Source organism: Candidatus Effluviviaceae Genus V sp. (genome assembly GCA_014728125.1).
GTDB lineage: Bacteria > Joyebacterota > Joyebacteria > Joyebacterales > Joyebacteraceae > WJMD01.
The window spans coordinates 1-15,958 of record WJMD01000030.1; the positions used below are offsets into that span (position 1 = coordinate 1).

The following is a 15,958-nucleotide window of genomic DNA, read 5'->3' on the forward strand; positions in this document are numbered from 1 at the left end:
CGAAGACTTCGGCGCCGGCTTCAACACCGTCGACTTCGTGCGCGACACGGAGAAGGCCCGCACACGCATCAACGGCTGGGTCGAGGACGAGACGAACGACCGCATCGAGAACCTGATACCACGCGGCGCGCTCGACTCGTCCACGGTGCTGGTCCTCGTCAACGCCATCTACTTCAAAGGTGACTGGAAGCAGAAGTTCGACGAGGAGGCGACGCGCGAGGCGCCGTTCATGTCACCGGGCGAGGCGACGACGGTCGACATGATGCACCGCGTGGACGACTACGGCTATCTCGCGGATGACGCGGCGCAGGTCCTCGAGCTCCCCTACCAGGGCGGTGACCTCGCCATGACCGTGATCCTCCCGACCGACGAATCGGACGGGGCGCTCGCCGCACTCGAGTCATCGCTGACACCGGAGCTCCTCGCGGACTGGTTCGCGGGCCTCAGCGAGAGGAAGGTCGACGTCTCACTCCCCCGCTTCACCATCCACTGGGGCACCGAGGAACTGGGCGACGACCTCAGGGCTCTCGGCATCGTCGAGGCCTTCAAGCCGGGCACCGCTGACTTCTCGGGGATCGCTGGGAACCGCGAGCTCTTCATCAGCAAGGTCCTCCACAAGGCGTTCGTCGACGTCAACGAGGAGGGCTCCGAGGCGGCCGCCGCCACAGCCGTCGGAATCGCAAGAACATCCATCCCGGAGCCGCCGCCCGTCTTCAGGGCCGACCGCCCGTTCCTCTTCCTCATCAGGGACCGCGGAACGGGGGCGATCCTCTTCATGGGTCGTCTGGCGTCCCCGTGACGCCCGCCGGGGATTGCGATGCATGAGAGATGAACGCTCAGTCGGCGGAGGCTCCACCTTGGCGCCGACAACGCGGGAAACTAACTTGACTGAGGACCACAAAAGGAGTATCCTCGCCGCTCGTTGGGGGGAGCGGCCCCGGCATTCAACGCCACATGATGTCTCGATCGGGCCCTCGGCCGGAGGACGAGAGGCCCCGCGGAACGCGTTCGTCATGAGCTTACGCAGTGTCCCGCACGTCCTGGAGGATGCATCAATGAGAACAGTTGCGCTCGTTATGGCTCTTCTGATGGTGGCAGGGGTGGCAGCGGCGTCGATGAATCTGACCGACCACATGCCGCCCAGAAAGAACGCCGGTTCGACCGGGAACCCCACGTACGAGGGCCGCGACGGCGGCGAGAACATCGCCACGGCCGTCGTCATCCCGTCGCTCCCCTTCAGCGATACCGGCAACACGTGCCCCTACCTCGACGACTACGACGAGGTCTGCCCGTACTCCGGCGGCGCGGCGCCGGACGTGGTCTACGCGTACACGCCCGCGGCCGACGAGTACATCGACATCGACCTGTGCGCGTCGCTCTACGACACGAAGGTGTTCGTGTATGAGGACTCGTACACGCCGGGCGCACCGTACGCCTGCAACGACGACGCCTGCGGCGACGACGGCTGGAAGTCGCTCATCACGGGCATGCCCGTGTTCGCCGGCTCCACGTACTACATCGTCGTCGACGGCTACGGCACGAGCTGCGGAGACTACATCCTCGACGTCGATATCTCCCAGCAGCAGCCCTGCATCGTCGAGTGCCCGGCCTGGGGCGTCGACGAGGGTGAGGTCGACTGCTTCGACCAGTACGACGACACCTACAACGGCGGCTGCAATGTCGTGCCGCCTGTGTTCCAGTCGATCGACCTCAACACGACGATCTGCGGCAACAGCGGCAACTTCATGTACGACGACGGCACGGGGCCTGCCGAGTACCGCGACATGGACTGGTACGAGCTCGTGCTGACCGAGGACGAGCACGTCGAGGTCTGCGTCTGCGCCGACTTCCCGGCGAGGGTCTGGATCGTGGACGGCAACTCGGGCTGCGACTTCGCGACGGTCCTCGTCTCCGAGGCCGCGGCTGCGAACTTCACGCTGTGCGTCGACCAGCTCCTCACCGCGGGGACCTATTGGGTCCTCGTCTCCATTGATGGCTGGCTCGGCATCCCCTGTGGCGTCGAGTATGTCGCGAATATCTACGAGTTCGGCTACACGCCGGTCGAGCCCACGTCGTGGGGCACGATCAAGTCGATCTACCGCTAGACCGCGCATCCACTGCGCTCGAGCGCCCCGCCGTCCGACGGACGGCGGGGCGTCTTTCTCTGGGGGCCACGGTCGACGAACCGTACGATCGTGCTCCCGGGGGTCACGAGCTGCGCGCCCTTCAGGGCACAGTGTGCGACGCGCACGATGGTCTGAGTTACGGGTCGCACAGCGGAGGGTGTCTCGGCATCCGCGGGTTCAGTACCATGTAGAATGACGAACCGAACGGACACCGGGAGACACGGTCGTGGACACACGGCGGCGTACATACCGACTGAGAACGACGGTCCACCACTCGCTCAGGGACCGGCCGCTCATCGACTACCTCGCTGAGCGGTTCCGGTACCTCCCGCGGGCTCTCTGGGAGGAACGGCTCCGGAACGGCAGGATCAGGGTGAACGGTGAGGTCGCCCACGGAAGCCTGATCGTCCGCCGCGACGACGAGGTCGAGTACACAGTGACCGTCGACGAGCCTGAGGTCGACCGCTCGTACGACGCCGTCTATGAGGACGACGAGCTCCTGATCGTCTCCAAGTCGGGCAACATCCCGGTCCACGCGAGCGGGCAGTTCATAGGCAACACCCTCGTCGCCGTCCTCCGCGCTGAGCGCGGCGACGACCTGACACTCTGCCACCGCCTCGACAGGGAGACCAGCGGTCTGATCGTGCTGACGAAGTCGCCAGAGGCGCGGCGCGGCATGTCGGCCGCTTTCGAGCAGGGCCGGGTTCGGAAGACCTATCTGGCCATCGTCCGCGGCACGCCCACTCGAAGCTCCTTCCTGGTGGACGCCCCCCTCCGCAGGATCGGCAGGCAGCATCCCGTCCCCCGCTCGGTCGTCGATCACCGGCGCGGGCGCGCCGCATCCACGTCGGTCGAAGTGCTCGAGCGCCTGCCCGGGGCCGCTCTCCTTCACGTAGAACCTCTGACGGGGCGCACGAACCAGATCCGCGTCCACCTGGAGGTCGCGGGCCACCCACTTCTCGGCGACAAGACGTACGGTCTCCCGGCCGCGCTCCTGCGCGAGCTCGTCCGTGAGCCCGGCTCGGACGCCGTGCGCCGTCACCTCGTCCTGAAGAGACACGCCCTCCACGCGGCCCGCCTCAGGTTCAGCCATCCTGTGACAGGCCGTGCGCTCGACGTCGCGGCCACCCTGCCGACCGACCTCCGGAGGGCGCTGGAGAACCTCCGCCGGAAAAAAGTCGAGATCGCCTCAAACCCCCGGGGGTGATGTGGAGTCATAAACGATGAATGCGGCAGGCCCGACGCTCCATGGGCCGCCGGGGCGCCTCCGGGGAGGGAAGAGCGCCGAGGATAACCACCAGGTGCGGGCCGACAAGGCGAAGGAGCGTCCGAGGCCCGGGAGACCCGACCGGAGGTGATGGAGATGACGATCAGAACGAGGATCCAGGCACTCAGGCATCGCTGCGGCTATTTCGTGTTCGTCTAGCGCTCGTCCCCCCTCTTTGAGCGCGGTCATGAGGCACCACTCAGAGATGTCCCTCCTCGAGGAAGCCCGCCGGTCGTCGTCCGCGCAGGATGACGACCGGTGGGCGATGCTGCGTTCCGCCAGGACGCGGGTCTGACGTCCCCGCTCAGTTCCTCTTCCCGCATCTAACAGGATTCTCGCATCTTGCCGGTTGCCGACGCGCCGCCGGCGGTCTAGGTTCGTGGTAGAGAAACACCTGAACCGAAGCACCCAGAACGTACGGGGGGAAGGGACGTGGAGAAGACGAAGAAGAAGCGCCGCGCCGCAACATGGCTCGCAGCTGTTCTCCTGCTCGTCGCTGTGGCGCAGGTCAGGGCTGTCGAGCCCCCGAAGAACATCATCCTCATGATCGGCGACGGCATGGCGGCCTCCCACATCACGGCGGCCAGGGTCCATGCGGGCGAGCTCAACATGGAGCGGCTCCCGTCCGGCGGGCTGCAGTGGACCTTCGCCGCCAACACGCTTGTGACCGACTCTGCGGCCAGCGGCACGGCGATCGCGACGGGCCACAAGACGTACAACGGCGCCATTTCCGTGACCGAGGACCGGCGCCCCGTGACGACCGTCCTCGAACACGCCGAGGCCCGCGGCATGGCCACCGGGCTCGTCGCGACCTGCTCGATCACGCACGCCACACCCGCCGTCTTCGCCGCGCACGTCGACGACCGGAGCATGGACAACGCGATCGCTCTTCAGATGGCCGAGGCCGGAGTCGAGGTCCTCTTCGGCGGCGGCTGGGCCTACTTCACACCGAGCACGACGCCCGGCGGCGCGCGGGAAGACGGTCGCGATCTCATCGCTGAGATGGAAAGGTGGACGACCGTCGTGCGGAGCGCGGAGGACTTCCGGGCGCTTGGAGACGTCGAGTCGGCTGTCGGGCTCTTCGCGAGGGCTCATCCCGGTGTGGCGTCCGTGCGCGACCCGTCGCTCGTCGAGCTGACGGCGAAGGCGCTCGAGATCCTCTCGAGTGACCCCGACGGGTTCTTCCTCATGGTCGAGGGATCGCAGATCGACTGGGCCGGTCACGAGAACGACGCGGCCTACATGATCGACGAGATGATGGACTTCGACGCCGCCGTCGGCGCCGCTGTCGACTTCGCCGAGGGCGACGGACGGACGCTGGTCATCGTGACGGCTGATCACGAGTGCGGAGGACTCACGGTCCTCGACGGCTCACTCGAGGAACGGACGTTCACCGCGCATCATGCGTGCGGCGACCACACGGCGACCGCGGTTCCCATTCTCAGTCTGGGACCGGGAAGCGAGATCTTCTCCGGAATCGTCGACAACACCGACATCGGCAGGGGACTCATCGAGATGGTCGCGAGCCGGCCGAACGGCGACCGATAGCGCGGCATCGCCGGCACCACATGGAACGACCCCGGGCCACCAGGCCCGGGGTCGTTTCTGTAATGCACGAGCGGATGGGTCGGCCGGAGGCGGCTAGTCCGCGGCCGGGCACTCCGCCGCGACCTCCGGCGCGATCCCCTTGTCGCCGTAGGCCTTTTCGAAGTGCTCGCGGAAGTCGGCCGCCAGTTTCCTCGCGCGCTCCTCGAACGCATCCGGATCGTCCCACGTGTTCTTCGGTATGAGGATCGACGGGTCCTCGATGCCGGGGCAGCTTGTCGGGACGGCCACGTTGAACACGGGGTCGGTCACGTACTCGACGCCCTCGAGCTTGCCCTCGAGCGCCGCGTTCACCATCGTCCTGGTCAGCGGCAGGTCCATCCGGCTGCCGACGCCGTACGGTCCCCCGCTCCACCCTGTGTTGACGAGATAGACCGACGTCCCGTGCCGCTCCATCCGCTCGCCCAGCATCGTCGCGTAGACGTCCGGGTTCCTCGGCATGAAGGGCTCGCCGAAGAAACGCGAGAACGTGCTGACCGGATCGACGATGCCGGTCTCCGTACCGGCCAGCTTACTGGTATATCCCATCAGGAACCAGAACATCGCCTGCGCGCGATTGAGCCGCGAGACGGGCGGGATGACGCCGTTCGCGTCGGCCGTCAGGAAGAGGATCGTCTTCGGATGACCGGCCCGCGAGTCCTCCTTGATGTTCGAGAGGTAGCGGAGCGGATAAGAGCCTCGGGAGTTCGGCGTCAGACGGTCGTCATAGAGATCGAACTCGCCCCACGGGTACATCATGGCGTTCTCGATGATGGCCCCGTGGTTCTCGACATCATCCTTGTGGAAGCAGGCATTGTAGATCTCGGGCTCCTTCACGGGATCGAGATCGATGAGCTTGGCGTAGCAGCCGTTTTCGAAGTTGGCGATCCCCTCGTCGCCCCACCCGTGCTCGTCGTCGCCGAGAAGCGCCCGCGATGCGTCGGCCGAGAGGGTCGTCTTGCCCGTGCCCGAGAGCCCGAGCAGAAGCGCGGAGTCCCCGTTCGCACCCTCGTTCGCGCTGCAGTGGATCGGGAGGATCCCCTCCCCCGGCAGCATGTAGTTCATGACGGTGAAGATGAGCTTCTTGACGCTGCCCCCGTACGCCGAGCCGTAGACCACGCCGATCCGCCTGTCGAAGTCCATCGCGACGGCCATCGTCGAGGTGTGGCCAAGCCTCGGGTCGACCCGCAGTCGCCCCTCGTACCGGGAGGCGTCGAGCTTGTGATACGGCAGCGCGACGAGCGTGAAGTGACGCTCCGAGAAACAGCTCGTCTCGGCCGCGCTTTCGTCCCAAGGCCTGAACATGTTGTCGGTGAAGAGCGCCGCGAGCGCCCAGTCGGTGACCGTATGGACCGGGAGCGCGTACGCCGGGTCGGCTCCGACGAGCCTGTCGGTGACGTAGAGCCTCTCGACCTCGCCGAGGGTCTCAAGAGCGTCCTCGAGGAGCATGTCGAACGTCCCTGGGGCGAGCGGGATGTTGTTGGGACTCGTCCAGTCGATCGTCTCCTCGCTCTCCGCTCGGCGCACGATGTAGGTGTCCTTCGGGCTCCGGCCGGACGACTCGGGCGGCGTCCAGGTGGCCAGCGCGCCGGACGCGCTGGGAACGGCCTCGCGGCGCGCGACCGCGTCCCGGATCATCTCCGCCCTCGAGATGTTCCTCTTGACGTCCGACCTCCCTGCAAGAAGCTCATCAAGTCTGTCGGCGAAAGCCATGCTGCCTCCCGTTCATCACCCCCGAGGCGTCACGAGGGACTGTTGGGGTCAGGGGCGACCAGCGACGCGCCCCGGACATCAGGACCTTCGATGCTACCATTGTCGGCGGTCGGAAGTGAAGCCTCAAGGGACATGGAGAAACCGCCCGCGGGGGCGGCTCCTTTGGTGCTTGCCCCATGGGGTTGCCGTGCGATAGAGAATTGTGGGTGTTGTCAGGTGCGGCCCAAGCTGACGGAGGTGAAGTATGGCCAGGCTCTTCAGACACCGCGGCAAGGAAGCCGGGGATCCGCCGGGAACGCTCGTGCACACCGGCGCGCACCGGGAGAGCCCCGTCACGATCACCGTGATCGACTACGACGAGACGGCCCTCGCCGAGCGCAACCTCGATAGCGTGGACGACGCATCGCATTACATCGGTACCGGCAGCGTCACGTGGATCAACGTCGACGGCGTTCACGATGTCGGCATCGTCGAGGCCCTGGGGAACGTGTTCGGCCTCCACCCACTGACGCTCGAGGACATCGTCAACACGGCGCAGCGGGCCAAGATCGAGGAGTACGAGAACGCCATATACCTCGTCCTCCGCATGCCCCACATTGACGCTGAGACCAACGAGATCCTCTCCGAGCAGATCAGCTTCATCCTCACAGAGGATTGTGTGGTGTCCTTTCAGGAGCAGCCCGGAGATGTGTTCGAGCCCGTGCGCCAGCGTCTCCGAGCCGGCTCCGGCCGGATTCGGAAGGAGGGCGCCGACTACCTCTGCTACGCGCTGATCGACGCGGTCGTCGATCACTACTTCGTGCTGCTCGAGCGCGTGAGCGACCGTCTGGAGGAACTCGAAGAGGAGGTCCACACCGACCCGTCCCACGAGACGCTCCGCTCGGTGCATACCCTTCGACGTGAGTCGATCCTGCTGCGGAAGTCCGTGTGGCCCCTCCGCGACATGGTCAGTGGGTTCACCCGGACGGAGTCGCAGCTGGTCACCGCACGGACGAAGCTCTATCTGCGCGACGTCCACGACCACGCGATCCAGGTCATCGACACCATCGAGACGATGAGAGACATGGTCGGTTCGCTCATCGACCTCTACATGTCGGCCGCGTCGAACCGGATGAACGAGATCATGAAGGTCCTGACGATCGTCGGGAGCCTCTTCATACCCCTCACGTTCATCGCCGGCATCTACGGCATGAACTTCGAGCACATGCCTGAGCTCTCCTGGCGCTGGGGCTACGCCGGCGTCTGGGGCGTCATGATCCTCGTGCTTCTGGCGATGGTGGTTTTCTTTGGCCGCAGGCGGTGGCTCTAGAGGGTCCGGGGCATGAATCAGGAGGATGAGCGTCAGGCCATTATCAGGGTTGTGTTAGCGCTGAAGCCCTAACTGACTCCCTGACAGAGGATTGCAGGGAAGCATCGGTTCGTCCATCTTCTCTTTGATGAAACCGGCCTGCCTGAGGTGCATCATTATCCCTGTGTGGGCGTTCCTGTCATGCAGCATGGGGATCAGCAAGGAGGAGGAGATGGGCAGGTTCGGTTTGCTTTGGACGCTCGCCATCCTCGTCGCGCTTACGGGCGCGGCCGTGGCACAGACAGCACAGGTTCAGGTCATCCACAACGCCGCGGATCCCGCGGCGGCTGTTGTTGACATCTACGTCGATGAGGGCGCGGACCCGTTCATCCCCGACTTCGCGTTCCGCACCGCGACCCCGTTCGTCGAGGTGCCCGCCGAGGTCGAGCTCGTGATCGGAGTGGCGCCGGGCGACAGCGACGGCCCCGATGACATCATTGCCAGCTTCCCGGTGACGCTCGAAGACGGCGAGACGTACGTCGTCGTTGCGAACGGTGTCCTCGATCCGTCGCAGTTCGCCCCGAATCCCGACGGCATCGAGATCGGCTTCTCGCTCTACCCGAGAGCCGGAATCAGAACGTCGGGCGAGTTCGGCGGCGTCCGCGTGATCGGGTTCCACGGCGCGACCGACGCCCCGACCGTCGACATCCTCGTTCGAGGCATCGGCGCCTGGGTCCCGTTCAACGACCTCACGTACGGTGAGTTCTCCGCCTACCGCCTGCTGAGAGCCCGGCCGTACGTGCTCGACGTGACGCTCGGCGACGACAACGACGCGGTGGTCGCCTCGTACGAGGCCGACCTGACGGGGCTCGGCGGCGGCGCGGCCGTCGTCTTCGCCTCGGGCTTCCTGGCCCCGACGGACGTTCCGACGCGCCAGGCGTTCGGCCTCTTCGCGGCCCTTCCGAACGGCCAGGTCGTGGAGTTCCCGGCGGTCGAGCAGACGGCGGAGCTCCAGGTCATCCACAACGCGGCCGACCCGGCCGCCGAGGTTGTCGACATCTACGTCAACGGCGGCGACGAGCCGTTCATTCCGGACTTCGCCTTCCGTGACGCGACCCCGTTCGTCGAGGTGCCGGCGGGCGTTGAGCTCGTCATCGGCGTCGCCCCCGGCGACAGCGACGGTCCCGACGACATCATCGCCGAGTTCCCGGTGACGCTCGAGAACGGCGAGACCTACGTTGCGGTCGCCAACGGCGTTCTGATGCCGGACGACTTCGCTCCGAACCCCGACGGCGAGAGCACGGCCTTCACGATCTTCGCCGTCGACGGCGTGAGGAAGTCCGCCGGCCCCAGGTTCGTGAAGCTCATCGGCTTCCACGGCGCGACCGACGCGCCGACGGTCGACATACGGATCCACGGGCCGTACCACATCTGGACGCTCATCAACGATCTTATTTACGGAGAGTTCTCGAGCTACCGCACGCTCTGGCCGCGCGAGTACCAGCTCGACGTGACGCCGGGCAACGACAACGACACGGTCGTCGCCTCCTTCATGGCCGATCTCTCCGGCCTCGGCGGCGGCGCCGCGGTCGTCTTCGCCTCGGGCTTCCTGACGCCCGACGACAACCAGGACGGTGCCGGCTTCGGTCTGTTCGCGGCACTGCCCACCGGCGACGTCGTCGAGCTCCCCCCGGTCACGCCGACGGCGCGCCTCCAGGTGATCCACAACGCGGCCGATCCGGCCGCCGGGGTGGTCGACATCTACGTCAACGAGGGCGATGAGCCGTTCATCCCGGACTTCGCCTTCCGCACGGCCACGCCGTACGTCGATGTTCCGGCCGGCGTGCCGCTCTCGATCGGTGTGGCACCCGGAGACAGCGACGGTCCCGACGACATCATCGCGACGTTCGAGGTCACGCTGGACGCCAACGAGCGCTACTGCGCGATGGCCACCGGCGTGCTCGACCCGGGCGCGTTCGAGGCGAACCCCCAGGGGCGCCCGATCGCCTTCACGGTCGTTCCGCGCGGCGGCATGCGGGAGTACGTGCATCTCGGTCTCATCAAGCTGATCGCATTCCACGGCGCCACCGACGCGCCCACGGTCGACATCGTCGCCCGCAGGGGGTGGTGGGACTGGGTACTGTTCGACGACATCGGCTACGGTGAGTTCTCCGACTACGTGACGCTGTGGCCCACGGTGCTGCAGCTCGACGTCACACCGGGCGGAGACAACGACACGGTGGTGGCGTCGTACGAGGCGGACCTCAGAGGACTCGGGAGCAAGGGCATCACGGTCTTCGCGTCCGGCTTCCTGACGCCCGACGGCGACCCGGGCGGCGAGGCCTTCGGTCTCTTCGCCACGCTGCCCGACGGTCAGGTCGTCGAGCTTCCCGCGGCGGGCCGCGGCACGCGCGACGTCGCCGGCGACCCGATGAAGCCGATGGAGTTCGCACTCGGCCAGAACTCGCCGAACCCGTTCAACCCGGTCACCGAGATCGCCTTCGCGCTCCCGGAGGAGTCGGACGTCACGATCGACGTCTACAACGTCCGCGGACAGAGGGTGAAGCGGCTGATCGACGAGCGGCGCCCGGCGGGCTGGCACACGATCCGCGTCGACGCGAACGACATGGCCTCCGGTGTCTACTTCTACCGGATGCAGGCCGGGGACTTCACGGAGTCCCGGAAGATGTCGATCCTGAAGTAACGGGAGACTGAGGACGACGCCCACAACGCTCGGGCGGGGCCCTGACAGGGCCCCGCCCGTTCTCGTGTTCGGGCCGTTGCGGAGCGCCCTTCCGGACGACCGGTCCCTGATGTACGATGGACCGACGGACCGACACGCGAGGGAGGAGCGCGCCATGCCATCCGACCGACTGAAGGACTACAGGGAAAAGAGGGACTTCCGGAGCACCCCCGAGCCGTCCGGCGGGAGAAGCTCGGGAGGAGACCCGATCTTCGTCATCCAGAAGCACGACGCCAGCACGCTCCACTACGATGTCCGTCTGGAGGTCGACGGTGTACTGAAGTCGTGGGCCGTACCCAAGGGCCCCTCGACCGACCCGCGGGTCAGACGCCTGGCCGTGCCGACCGAGGACCACCCTCTGGACTATGCCGGCTTCGAGGGCGTGATCCCCGAGGGAGAGTACGGGGCCGGGACCGTCATCGTCTGGGACCGCGGGACCTATCGGAACCTGAAGGAGGACGACGACGGCAACGAGGTCCCGATGGACGAGGGTCTCGAGGAGGGACACGCGACGGTCTGGCTCGAGGGCGAGAAACTGACCGGCGGCTACGCCCTCATACGTACCGGGGGCGACGGCAAGCGCTGGCTTCTCATCAAGATGAAGGACTCCGAAGCCGACGCGCGCCGGAACCCGGTCAGCACCGAGCCGGAGTCGGTCCTCTCCGGCAGGACCATTGAGGAGGTGGCAGAGTCGGAGGGGGACGGATGAGACGGTTCCCACGGTGCGGCGCGGCCGTGGCGGTCACACTGGTTCTCCTCGCCGCGGCCGTCCCAGCGGGTGGGCGGCGCATCGCGGTGCTGCCCGCGGCCAACGCCTCGGGCCCGTCCTACGACGTGCTTGCCGTCGGTATCGAGCGTCACCTCCTTAGGAGCCTCGAGGTCCTCGCCGCGACCCGTCCGGAGCTCGATGTCGTCCCCGCCGACTCCGTGCGCGCCGCGGCGCCCGGATGCATCGAGGCCGTCCGGACCCTGCTCTCCGCCGACGAGCTTCTCTCCTCGCTCGTCACGGTCGCAGACGATGTGGCCCTGGTCCGGCTCGAGCTCTCGGCGGCGGGACGGGGCTCTCCTGCCGGCTCAGAGGTCGTTCGGGAGGCTGTCTCGACGATCGCGGTCGACCCTGGCGTGTTCCTTCCCGCCGTCGGCCGTGTGCTCGGCATCGAGGTGACGCATGCCGACCGGCAGCGCCTTGCAGGCGTCGAGACGAGCGGCGCCGCGCTCGAGGCGTTCCTTCGCGGCGAGAGGCTTCGGACCGTTGCCGCGAACAGCAGGCACTTCCACGACGCGGCCGAGGCCTACCGCCGCGCGGTCGAGCGGGACCCCGATCTCGTTGAGGCGGCAGCCGGTGTCGTGGAGGTCCGGTGTCGCCAGTACACCTTTCACAGCGATGAACGGCTTCTCGAGTTCGCCGAGACCTCGATCGACTCGCTTCTGTCGGTCGCGCCCGGCGACGAACGTGTCCGGCGCGCGCACGGTGTGCTTCTCATCGCATCCGGTCGGCTGAAACATGGGCTGGACCGGCTGGACGACGTCCTGATGACGTCCCCGCACGACCCGGTCGCGCTCCGACACGCCGGGCGCGCGCTCCGTGAACTCGGACGGCGCGAGGAGGCGGAGCGCATGTTCACGAGGTTGACCGAGCTCCATCCGGCTGACTGGCGCGGCTACGCTGAGTTCGGTGTGTCGCGCTTCAATACTCAATCGTTGCACGAGGCGCTCCTGCACTTCGCACAGGTCGTCGCCCTGAACCCTGAGGCGTCGAGAATGTGGTCGAATGTCGCCGGTGTTCTCCATTTCATGGAGGAACCGGCCCGCTCGATCGAGGCGTTCGAGCGGTCGCTTGAGATAGAACGCAGCCATCACACACTGCGAAACCTCTCTGTCATGTACTTCCGCTCCGGAGACTTCGACAGTGCTGAGCGGGTCCTTCTTGATGCGCTCGCCGGGACGCCGACCGACTACAGGCTCTGGGGGGCGCTGGGGACCATCCGCTCGCACATGGGGAAGACGGCGGAGTCGCGGAAGGCATACGAGAGAGCTGCGCTCGAGGCCGAGAAGCTGCTGGAGTGCTCACCGGGCGACGTCTTGCTCATGCTTGACCTCGCGGGGTACCATGGGATGCTCGGCAAGAAGGCGGCGGCCGGGGCCCTGATCGAGTCGGCCCTGGAGCTGGGCGGAGAGAGCTTCCTGACACTGAAGAGAATCGCACAGGCATACGAGGTTCTGGAAGAACGCGATCGCGCGCTCGAGCTGATCGAGGAGGCCCTGCGGGGGGGCTACCCTCTGTCACGAATCGAGTCGAGCCCGGGGCTCAGGCGCCTCCGGGAGGACCCCAGGTACGGAGGAATGCTCGACCGACTGGGGCTCTCGGTGAACGACTAGTCTCGAGGCCCGGCTCCTGAGCGAAAGGAGCGCGCGCCATGGCGACGAAATCCGTCACGGTCACCTACTCGGGCGGCGACGCGGGAACGGTCTCCCCATCCTCCATCGCGGCCGCGGCCGGCGACAAGGTCGACTTCAGCGCCGACGGTTCGAAGGTGACGTTCACCTTCCCCGACGACCGGATCTTCGGGGTCGGGTATGTGTCGGTCGGCGACGGAACGACAGAGAGCCTGACGGTCCAGCAGAACCCGCCGGCGGGAACCTTCGACTGCGACGTCCACTGCCACAAGGTCCGCGGACCCGACCAGACACCCGACCTTGAGATCGAGATCGGCGGCTGACGGCGCCGTCTGACATAGACCGATGCCCACACGAAAGGACCCACGCGATGAGCACGGCAGCCTTCATGGAGCGACACTTCCGGCACTTCAACGCGCGCGAGACGCTCGACGCGGCGAAGGGATGGCGACAGCTGCTGGCCGACGGCGGGGAGATGCTCCTCGCCATGGCGGGAGCGATGAGCACCGGTGAACTCGGCGTGTCGCTCGCCGACATGATCCGCTCGAACAGGGTCCACGCGGTCTCCTGCACGGCGGCGAACCTCGAGGAGGATGTATTCAACCTCTTCGCGCACTCGGACTACGAGATGGTCCCCCACTACAGAAGCCTGTCGCCCGAGGACGAACGCAAGCTCAGGGACAGAGGCCTGAACCGTGTTACCGACACGTGTATTCCCGAATCGGTAATGCGCCACACGCAGTCGATCCTCATCGACATGTGGAAAGAGGCGGCTGAGCGCGAGGAACCGAGGTTCCCGTGGGAGTTCGTCTGCGCGCTCCTGGAGAAGGACGAACTCAAGGAGCACTACCAGATCCCGGTGGAGAACTCCTGGGTCCTGGCCGCCAAGGAGAGGGGCATCCCTGTCTACTGTCCGGGATGGGAGGACTCAACGCTCGGGAACATCTTCACCGCCGCCGTGATGAGCGGGACCGTGTCCTCCCACCGGGCCGTCAGGAGCGGCACCGAGCAGCTGCAGCACCTGGCGCGGTGGTACGCTGATCGCGCCGAGCGCGGAGTGCGGGTAGGCTTCTTCCAGATCGGCGGCGGCATCGCGGGCGACTTCGCCATCTGCGCCGTCCCGATGCTGATCCAGGATCTCGATATGGACGTCCCGTACTGGGCGTACTTCGCGCAGATCAGCGACAGCACCACATCGTACGGCTCCTACTCGGGGGCTGTTCCGGACGAGAAGATCACGTGGCACAAACTCGACGTCGACACGCCGAGATACATGATCAACTCGGACGCGTCGATCGTCGCCCCGCTGATCTTCGCGTACGTGCTCGGGCAGTAGGCGGTCGTCGGCCCGACTGCACCCTCACGCGACGCCCGCCAGGCCCAGCGCGCGCATGTGCGGCGCGGGAAACGCCAGGTCCTGGACCGTCTCGAGCAGCACCCACCTGAAGCCGCGTCCAGGCAGCACGACCGCGTCGAGCTCCGCCACGTAGACATCGAGCACGACGCGGTGTCTCGTAACGGAGTAGCGGATGCTCCCGGCCTTCCCGGGCGGGTCGGGGAGTTCATCCTTCACGACGCTCTCCCACACGGGTTCCTCAGGGCGTCCCGATCCGAGCTCCTTCGTCGGAAGACGCCAGAGGTCGTTCCACCATCCCCTCGGATGGCGTTCGCGCGTCAGCAGCACCGTGCCCTCCCCGCACAGAACGAGCGCCGCCTCGCGGAGCGTCAAGACCTCCGGTCGCCCCGCCGCGGCCGGGTACGTCCGGGGGTCACCCGACTGACGCCCAGCGCAGAACGAGAACAGCGGACAATCGTCGCACGCCGGCTCACGCGGCAGACAGACGAGCGCCCCCAGCTCCATCAACGCCTGGTTGACGTCCCCCGGCCGCCCGACCCGGACGATCTCGGCGGCGGCCGCCCGGAGCTCCCGTCTGACACCGGCGCGCCGCGGGTCGCCCGTCGAAGCGAGGAGACGTGAGAGCACGCGGACGACGTTGGCGTCCAGGACCGGCACCGGCTCGCCGAACGCGATGCTGGCGACGGCCGCCGACGTGTAGTCCCCCATGCCGGGAAGCTCGCGCAGTCCGGCGGCTGTCTCCGGGAGTCGCCCGCCCCGCTCATCGACCACCTCGCGCGCGGCCGCATGGAGCCTGCGGGCCCTGCTGTAGTAGCCGAGCCCCGACCAGAGCGCCAGCACGTCGTCGAGAGAGGCCCCCGCCAGCGACTCGACCGTCGGCAGGGCATCGAGGAAGCGCGTCCAGTAATCGATGACCCGCCCGACCTGTGTCTGCTGAAGCATGACCTCTGAGACCCAGACCGCGTACGGATCGGTGGTGCCGCGCCACGGCAGGTCGCGACGGCTGACATCGTACCACGCCAGAAGGGCCTGACTGATGCGCGCCGGGTCGGGAATGCTCATGACACGCATCATACTCCGCGCGGCGGGACGCCGCCAGGCCGCTCCCGGACCACTCGTTCGCGGCGGCCAGCTTGACACCGCCGGGCCTGTGGCCTATAGAATGGAAGGTCACATCATTGTCTGCGCATCCGGACCGAGCCGGGGTTCCCGGTGAAGAGCGCGCCGGAGGCGCGCGGCCCGGGTGCATCCCGGCCGTCGTCAGCACGTCACTCGGAGGAGAACATGCCTGAGGACAAGAACTACAAGGTCGGCCAGTCCGTACCGGAGGACGGCAAGTACGTCTGTGAGATCTGCCACACGGAGGGCGGCGTCGACGAGCACGAGTTCCACGAGGGCGAGGAGTTCCCCGTCTGCATGAACTGTGGACACGCCACATCCTGGAAGAAGGCTCCGAAGAAGGAATAGCGAGTGCCTCAAACGC

General features: G+C 66.8%; 13 protein-coding genes. 11 read left to right on the forward strand and 2 right to left on the reverse strand.

Annotated elements, in window-relative coordinates:
- The 4 genes from GF405_01555 to GF405_01570 form a co-directional block, all read left to right on the forward strand.
- The coding region (locus GF405_01555) for a serpin family protein (protein ID MBD3366842.1) at nt 1-799 on the forward strand (799 nt) is incomplete at its 5' end.
- A 256-nt stretch (nt 800-1,055) separates the two neighbouring features.
- Nucleotides 1,056-2,105 carry a hypothetical protein gene (locus tag GF405_01560; GenBank protein MBD3366843.1) on the forward strand — a complete coding sequence of 350 codons (1,050 nt, stop codon included), beginning with the start codon at nt 1,056-1,058 and terminating at the stop codon, nt 2,103-2,105.
- A gap of 247 nt (nt 2,106-2,352) precedes the next feature.
- The gene (locus tag GF405_01565; protein MBD3366844.1) at nt 2,353-3,333 is read left to right on the forward strand and encodes an RluA family pseudouridine synthase; all 981 of its coding nucleotides are present in this window, start codon (nt 2,353-2,355) and stop codon (nt 3,331-3,333) included.
- A 492-nt stretch (nt 3,334-3,825) separates the two neighbouring features.
- Nucleotides 3,826-4,941, forward strand: a complete 1,116-nt coding sequence (locus tag GF405_01570; GenBank protein ID MBD3366845.1) for an alkaline phosphatase — start codon at nt 3,826-3,828, stop codon at nt 4,939-4,941.
- A gap of 93 nt (nt 4,942-5,034) precedes the next feature.
- Here GF405_01570 and GF405_01575 read toward each other — a convergent pair whose 3' ends face one another.
- Nucleotides 5,035-6,690, reverse strand: a complete 1,656-nt coding sequence (locus GF405_01575) for a phosphoenolpyruvate carboxykinase (ATP) (GenBank protein ID MBD3366846.1) — start codon at nt 6,688-6,690, stop codon at nt 5,035-5,037.
- A 244-nt stretch (nt 6,691-6,934) separates the two neighbouring features.
- Between GF405_01575 and corA the strand changes: the two genes are divergently transcribed.
- The 6 genes from corA to GF405_01605 all read left to right on the forward strand — a co-directional run bounded on the left by corA (nt 6,935) and on the right by GF405_01605 (nt 14,454).
- A complete protein-coding gene (gene corA, locus GF405_01580) occupies nt 6,935-7,999 on the forward strand; it encodes a magnesium/cobalt transporter CorA (protein ID MBD3366847.1) in 1,065 nt (354 codons plus the stop codon).
- A 211-nt stretch (nt 8,000-8,210) separates the two neighbouring features.
- Nucleotides 8,211-10,682 (forward strand): DUF4397 domain-containing protein, encoded by a 2,472-nt coding sequence (locus GF405_01585; GenBank protein MBD3366848.1) that lies wholly within the window; start codon nt 8,211-8,213, stop codon nt 10,680-10,682.
- Nucleotides 10,683-10,836: 154 nt separating this feature from the next.
- The gene (locus GF405_01590; protein MBD3366849.1) at nt 10,837-11,430 is read left to right on the forward strand and encodes a DNA ligase; all 594 of its coding nucleotides are present in this window, start codon (nt 10,837-10,839) and stop codon (nt 11,428-11,430) included.
- Nucleotides 11,427-13,100: a tetratricopeptide repeat protein gene (locus GF405_01595; protein MBD3366850.1), complete on the forward strand. Its 1,674-nt coding sequence runs from the start codon at nt 11,427-11,429 to the stop codon at nt 13,098-13,100. The genes GF405_01590 and GF405_01595 overlap by 4 nt, the downstream gene beginning before the upstream one ends.
- A 38-nt stretch (nt 13,101-13,138) precedes the next feature.
- Nucleotides 13,139-13,441: a hypothetical protein gene (locus GF405_01600; protein MBD3366851.1), complete on the forward strand. Its 303-nt coding sequence runs from the start codon at nt 13,139-13,141 to the stop codon at nt 13,439-13,441.
- Between the two features lie 47 nt (nt 13,442-13,488).
- Entirely contained in the window at nt 13,489-14,454 is a 966-nt protein-coding gene (locus tag GF405_01605) for a deoxyhypusine synthase (protein MBD3366852.1), read from the forward strand.
- Between the two features lie 24 nt (nt 14,455-14,478).
- Here the strand turns inward: GF405_01605 and mutY are convergent, their stop codons facing one another.
- Nucleotides 14,479-15,549, reverse strand: a complete 1,071-nt coding sequence (gene mutY / locus GF405_01610) for an A/G-specific adenine glycosylase (protein MBD3366853.1) — start codon at nt 15,547-15,549, stop codon at nt 14,479-14,481.
- A 210-nt stretch (nt 15,550-15,759) separates the two neighbouring features.
- On the opposite strand from mutY, the gene GF405_01615 reads away from it, so the two are divergent.
- A complete protein-coding gene (locus GF405_01615; GenBank protein ID MBD3366854.1) occupies nt 15,760-15,942 on the forward strand; it encodes a YjzC family protein in 183 nt (60 codons plus the stop codon).
- The last annotated feature ends 16 nt before the right edge of the window (nt 15,943-15,958 follow it).

What these genes read in the sequence shown, in the direction of transcription:
- GF405_01605 (MBD3366852.1), top strand. Translation starts at nt 13,489, where the DNA reads ATGAGCACGGCAGCCTTCATGGAGCGACACTTCCGGCACTTCAACGCG.
- GF405_01615 (MBD3366854.1), top strand. Translation starts at nt 15,760, where the DNA reads ATGCCTGAGGACAAGAACTACAAGGTCGGCCAGTCCGTACCGGAGGAC.
- GF405_01585 (MBD3366848.1), top strand. Translation starts at nt 8,211, where the DNA reads ATGGGCAGGTTCGGTTTGCTTTGGACGCTCGCCATCCTCGTCGCGCTT.
- GF405_01595 (MBD3366850.1), top strand. Translation starts at nt 11,427, where the DNA reads ATGAGACGGTTCCCACGGTGCGGCGCGGCCGTGGCGGTCACACTGGTT.
- mutY (MBD3366853.1), bottom strand. Translation starts at nt 15,549, where the DNA reads ATGATGCGTGTCATGAGCATTCCCGACCCGGCGCGCATCAGTCAGGCC.
- GF405_01590 (MBD3366849.1), top strand. Translation starts at nt 10,837, where the DNA reads ATGCCATCCGACCGACTGAAGGACTACAGGGAAAAGAGGGACTTCCGG.
- GF405_01600 (MBD3366851.1), top strand. Translation starts at nt 13,139, where the DNA reads ATGGCGACGAAATCCGTCACGGTCACCTACTCGGGCGGCGACGCGGGA.
- GF405_01560 (MBD3366843.1), top strand. Translation starts at nt 1,056, where the DNA reads ATGAGAACAGTTGCGCTCGTTATGGCTCTTCTGATGGTGGCAGGGGTG.
- corA (MBD3366847.1), top strand. Translation starts at nt 6,935, where the DNA reads ATGGCCAGGCTCTTCAGACACCGCGGCAAGGAAGCCGGGGATCCGCCG.
- GF405_01575 (MBD3366846.1), bottom strand. Translation starts at nt 6,690, where the DNA reads ATGGCTTTCGCCGACAGACTTGATGAGCTTCTTGCAGGGAGGTCGGAC.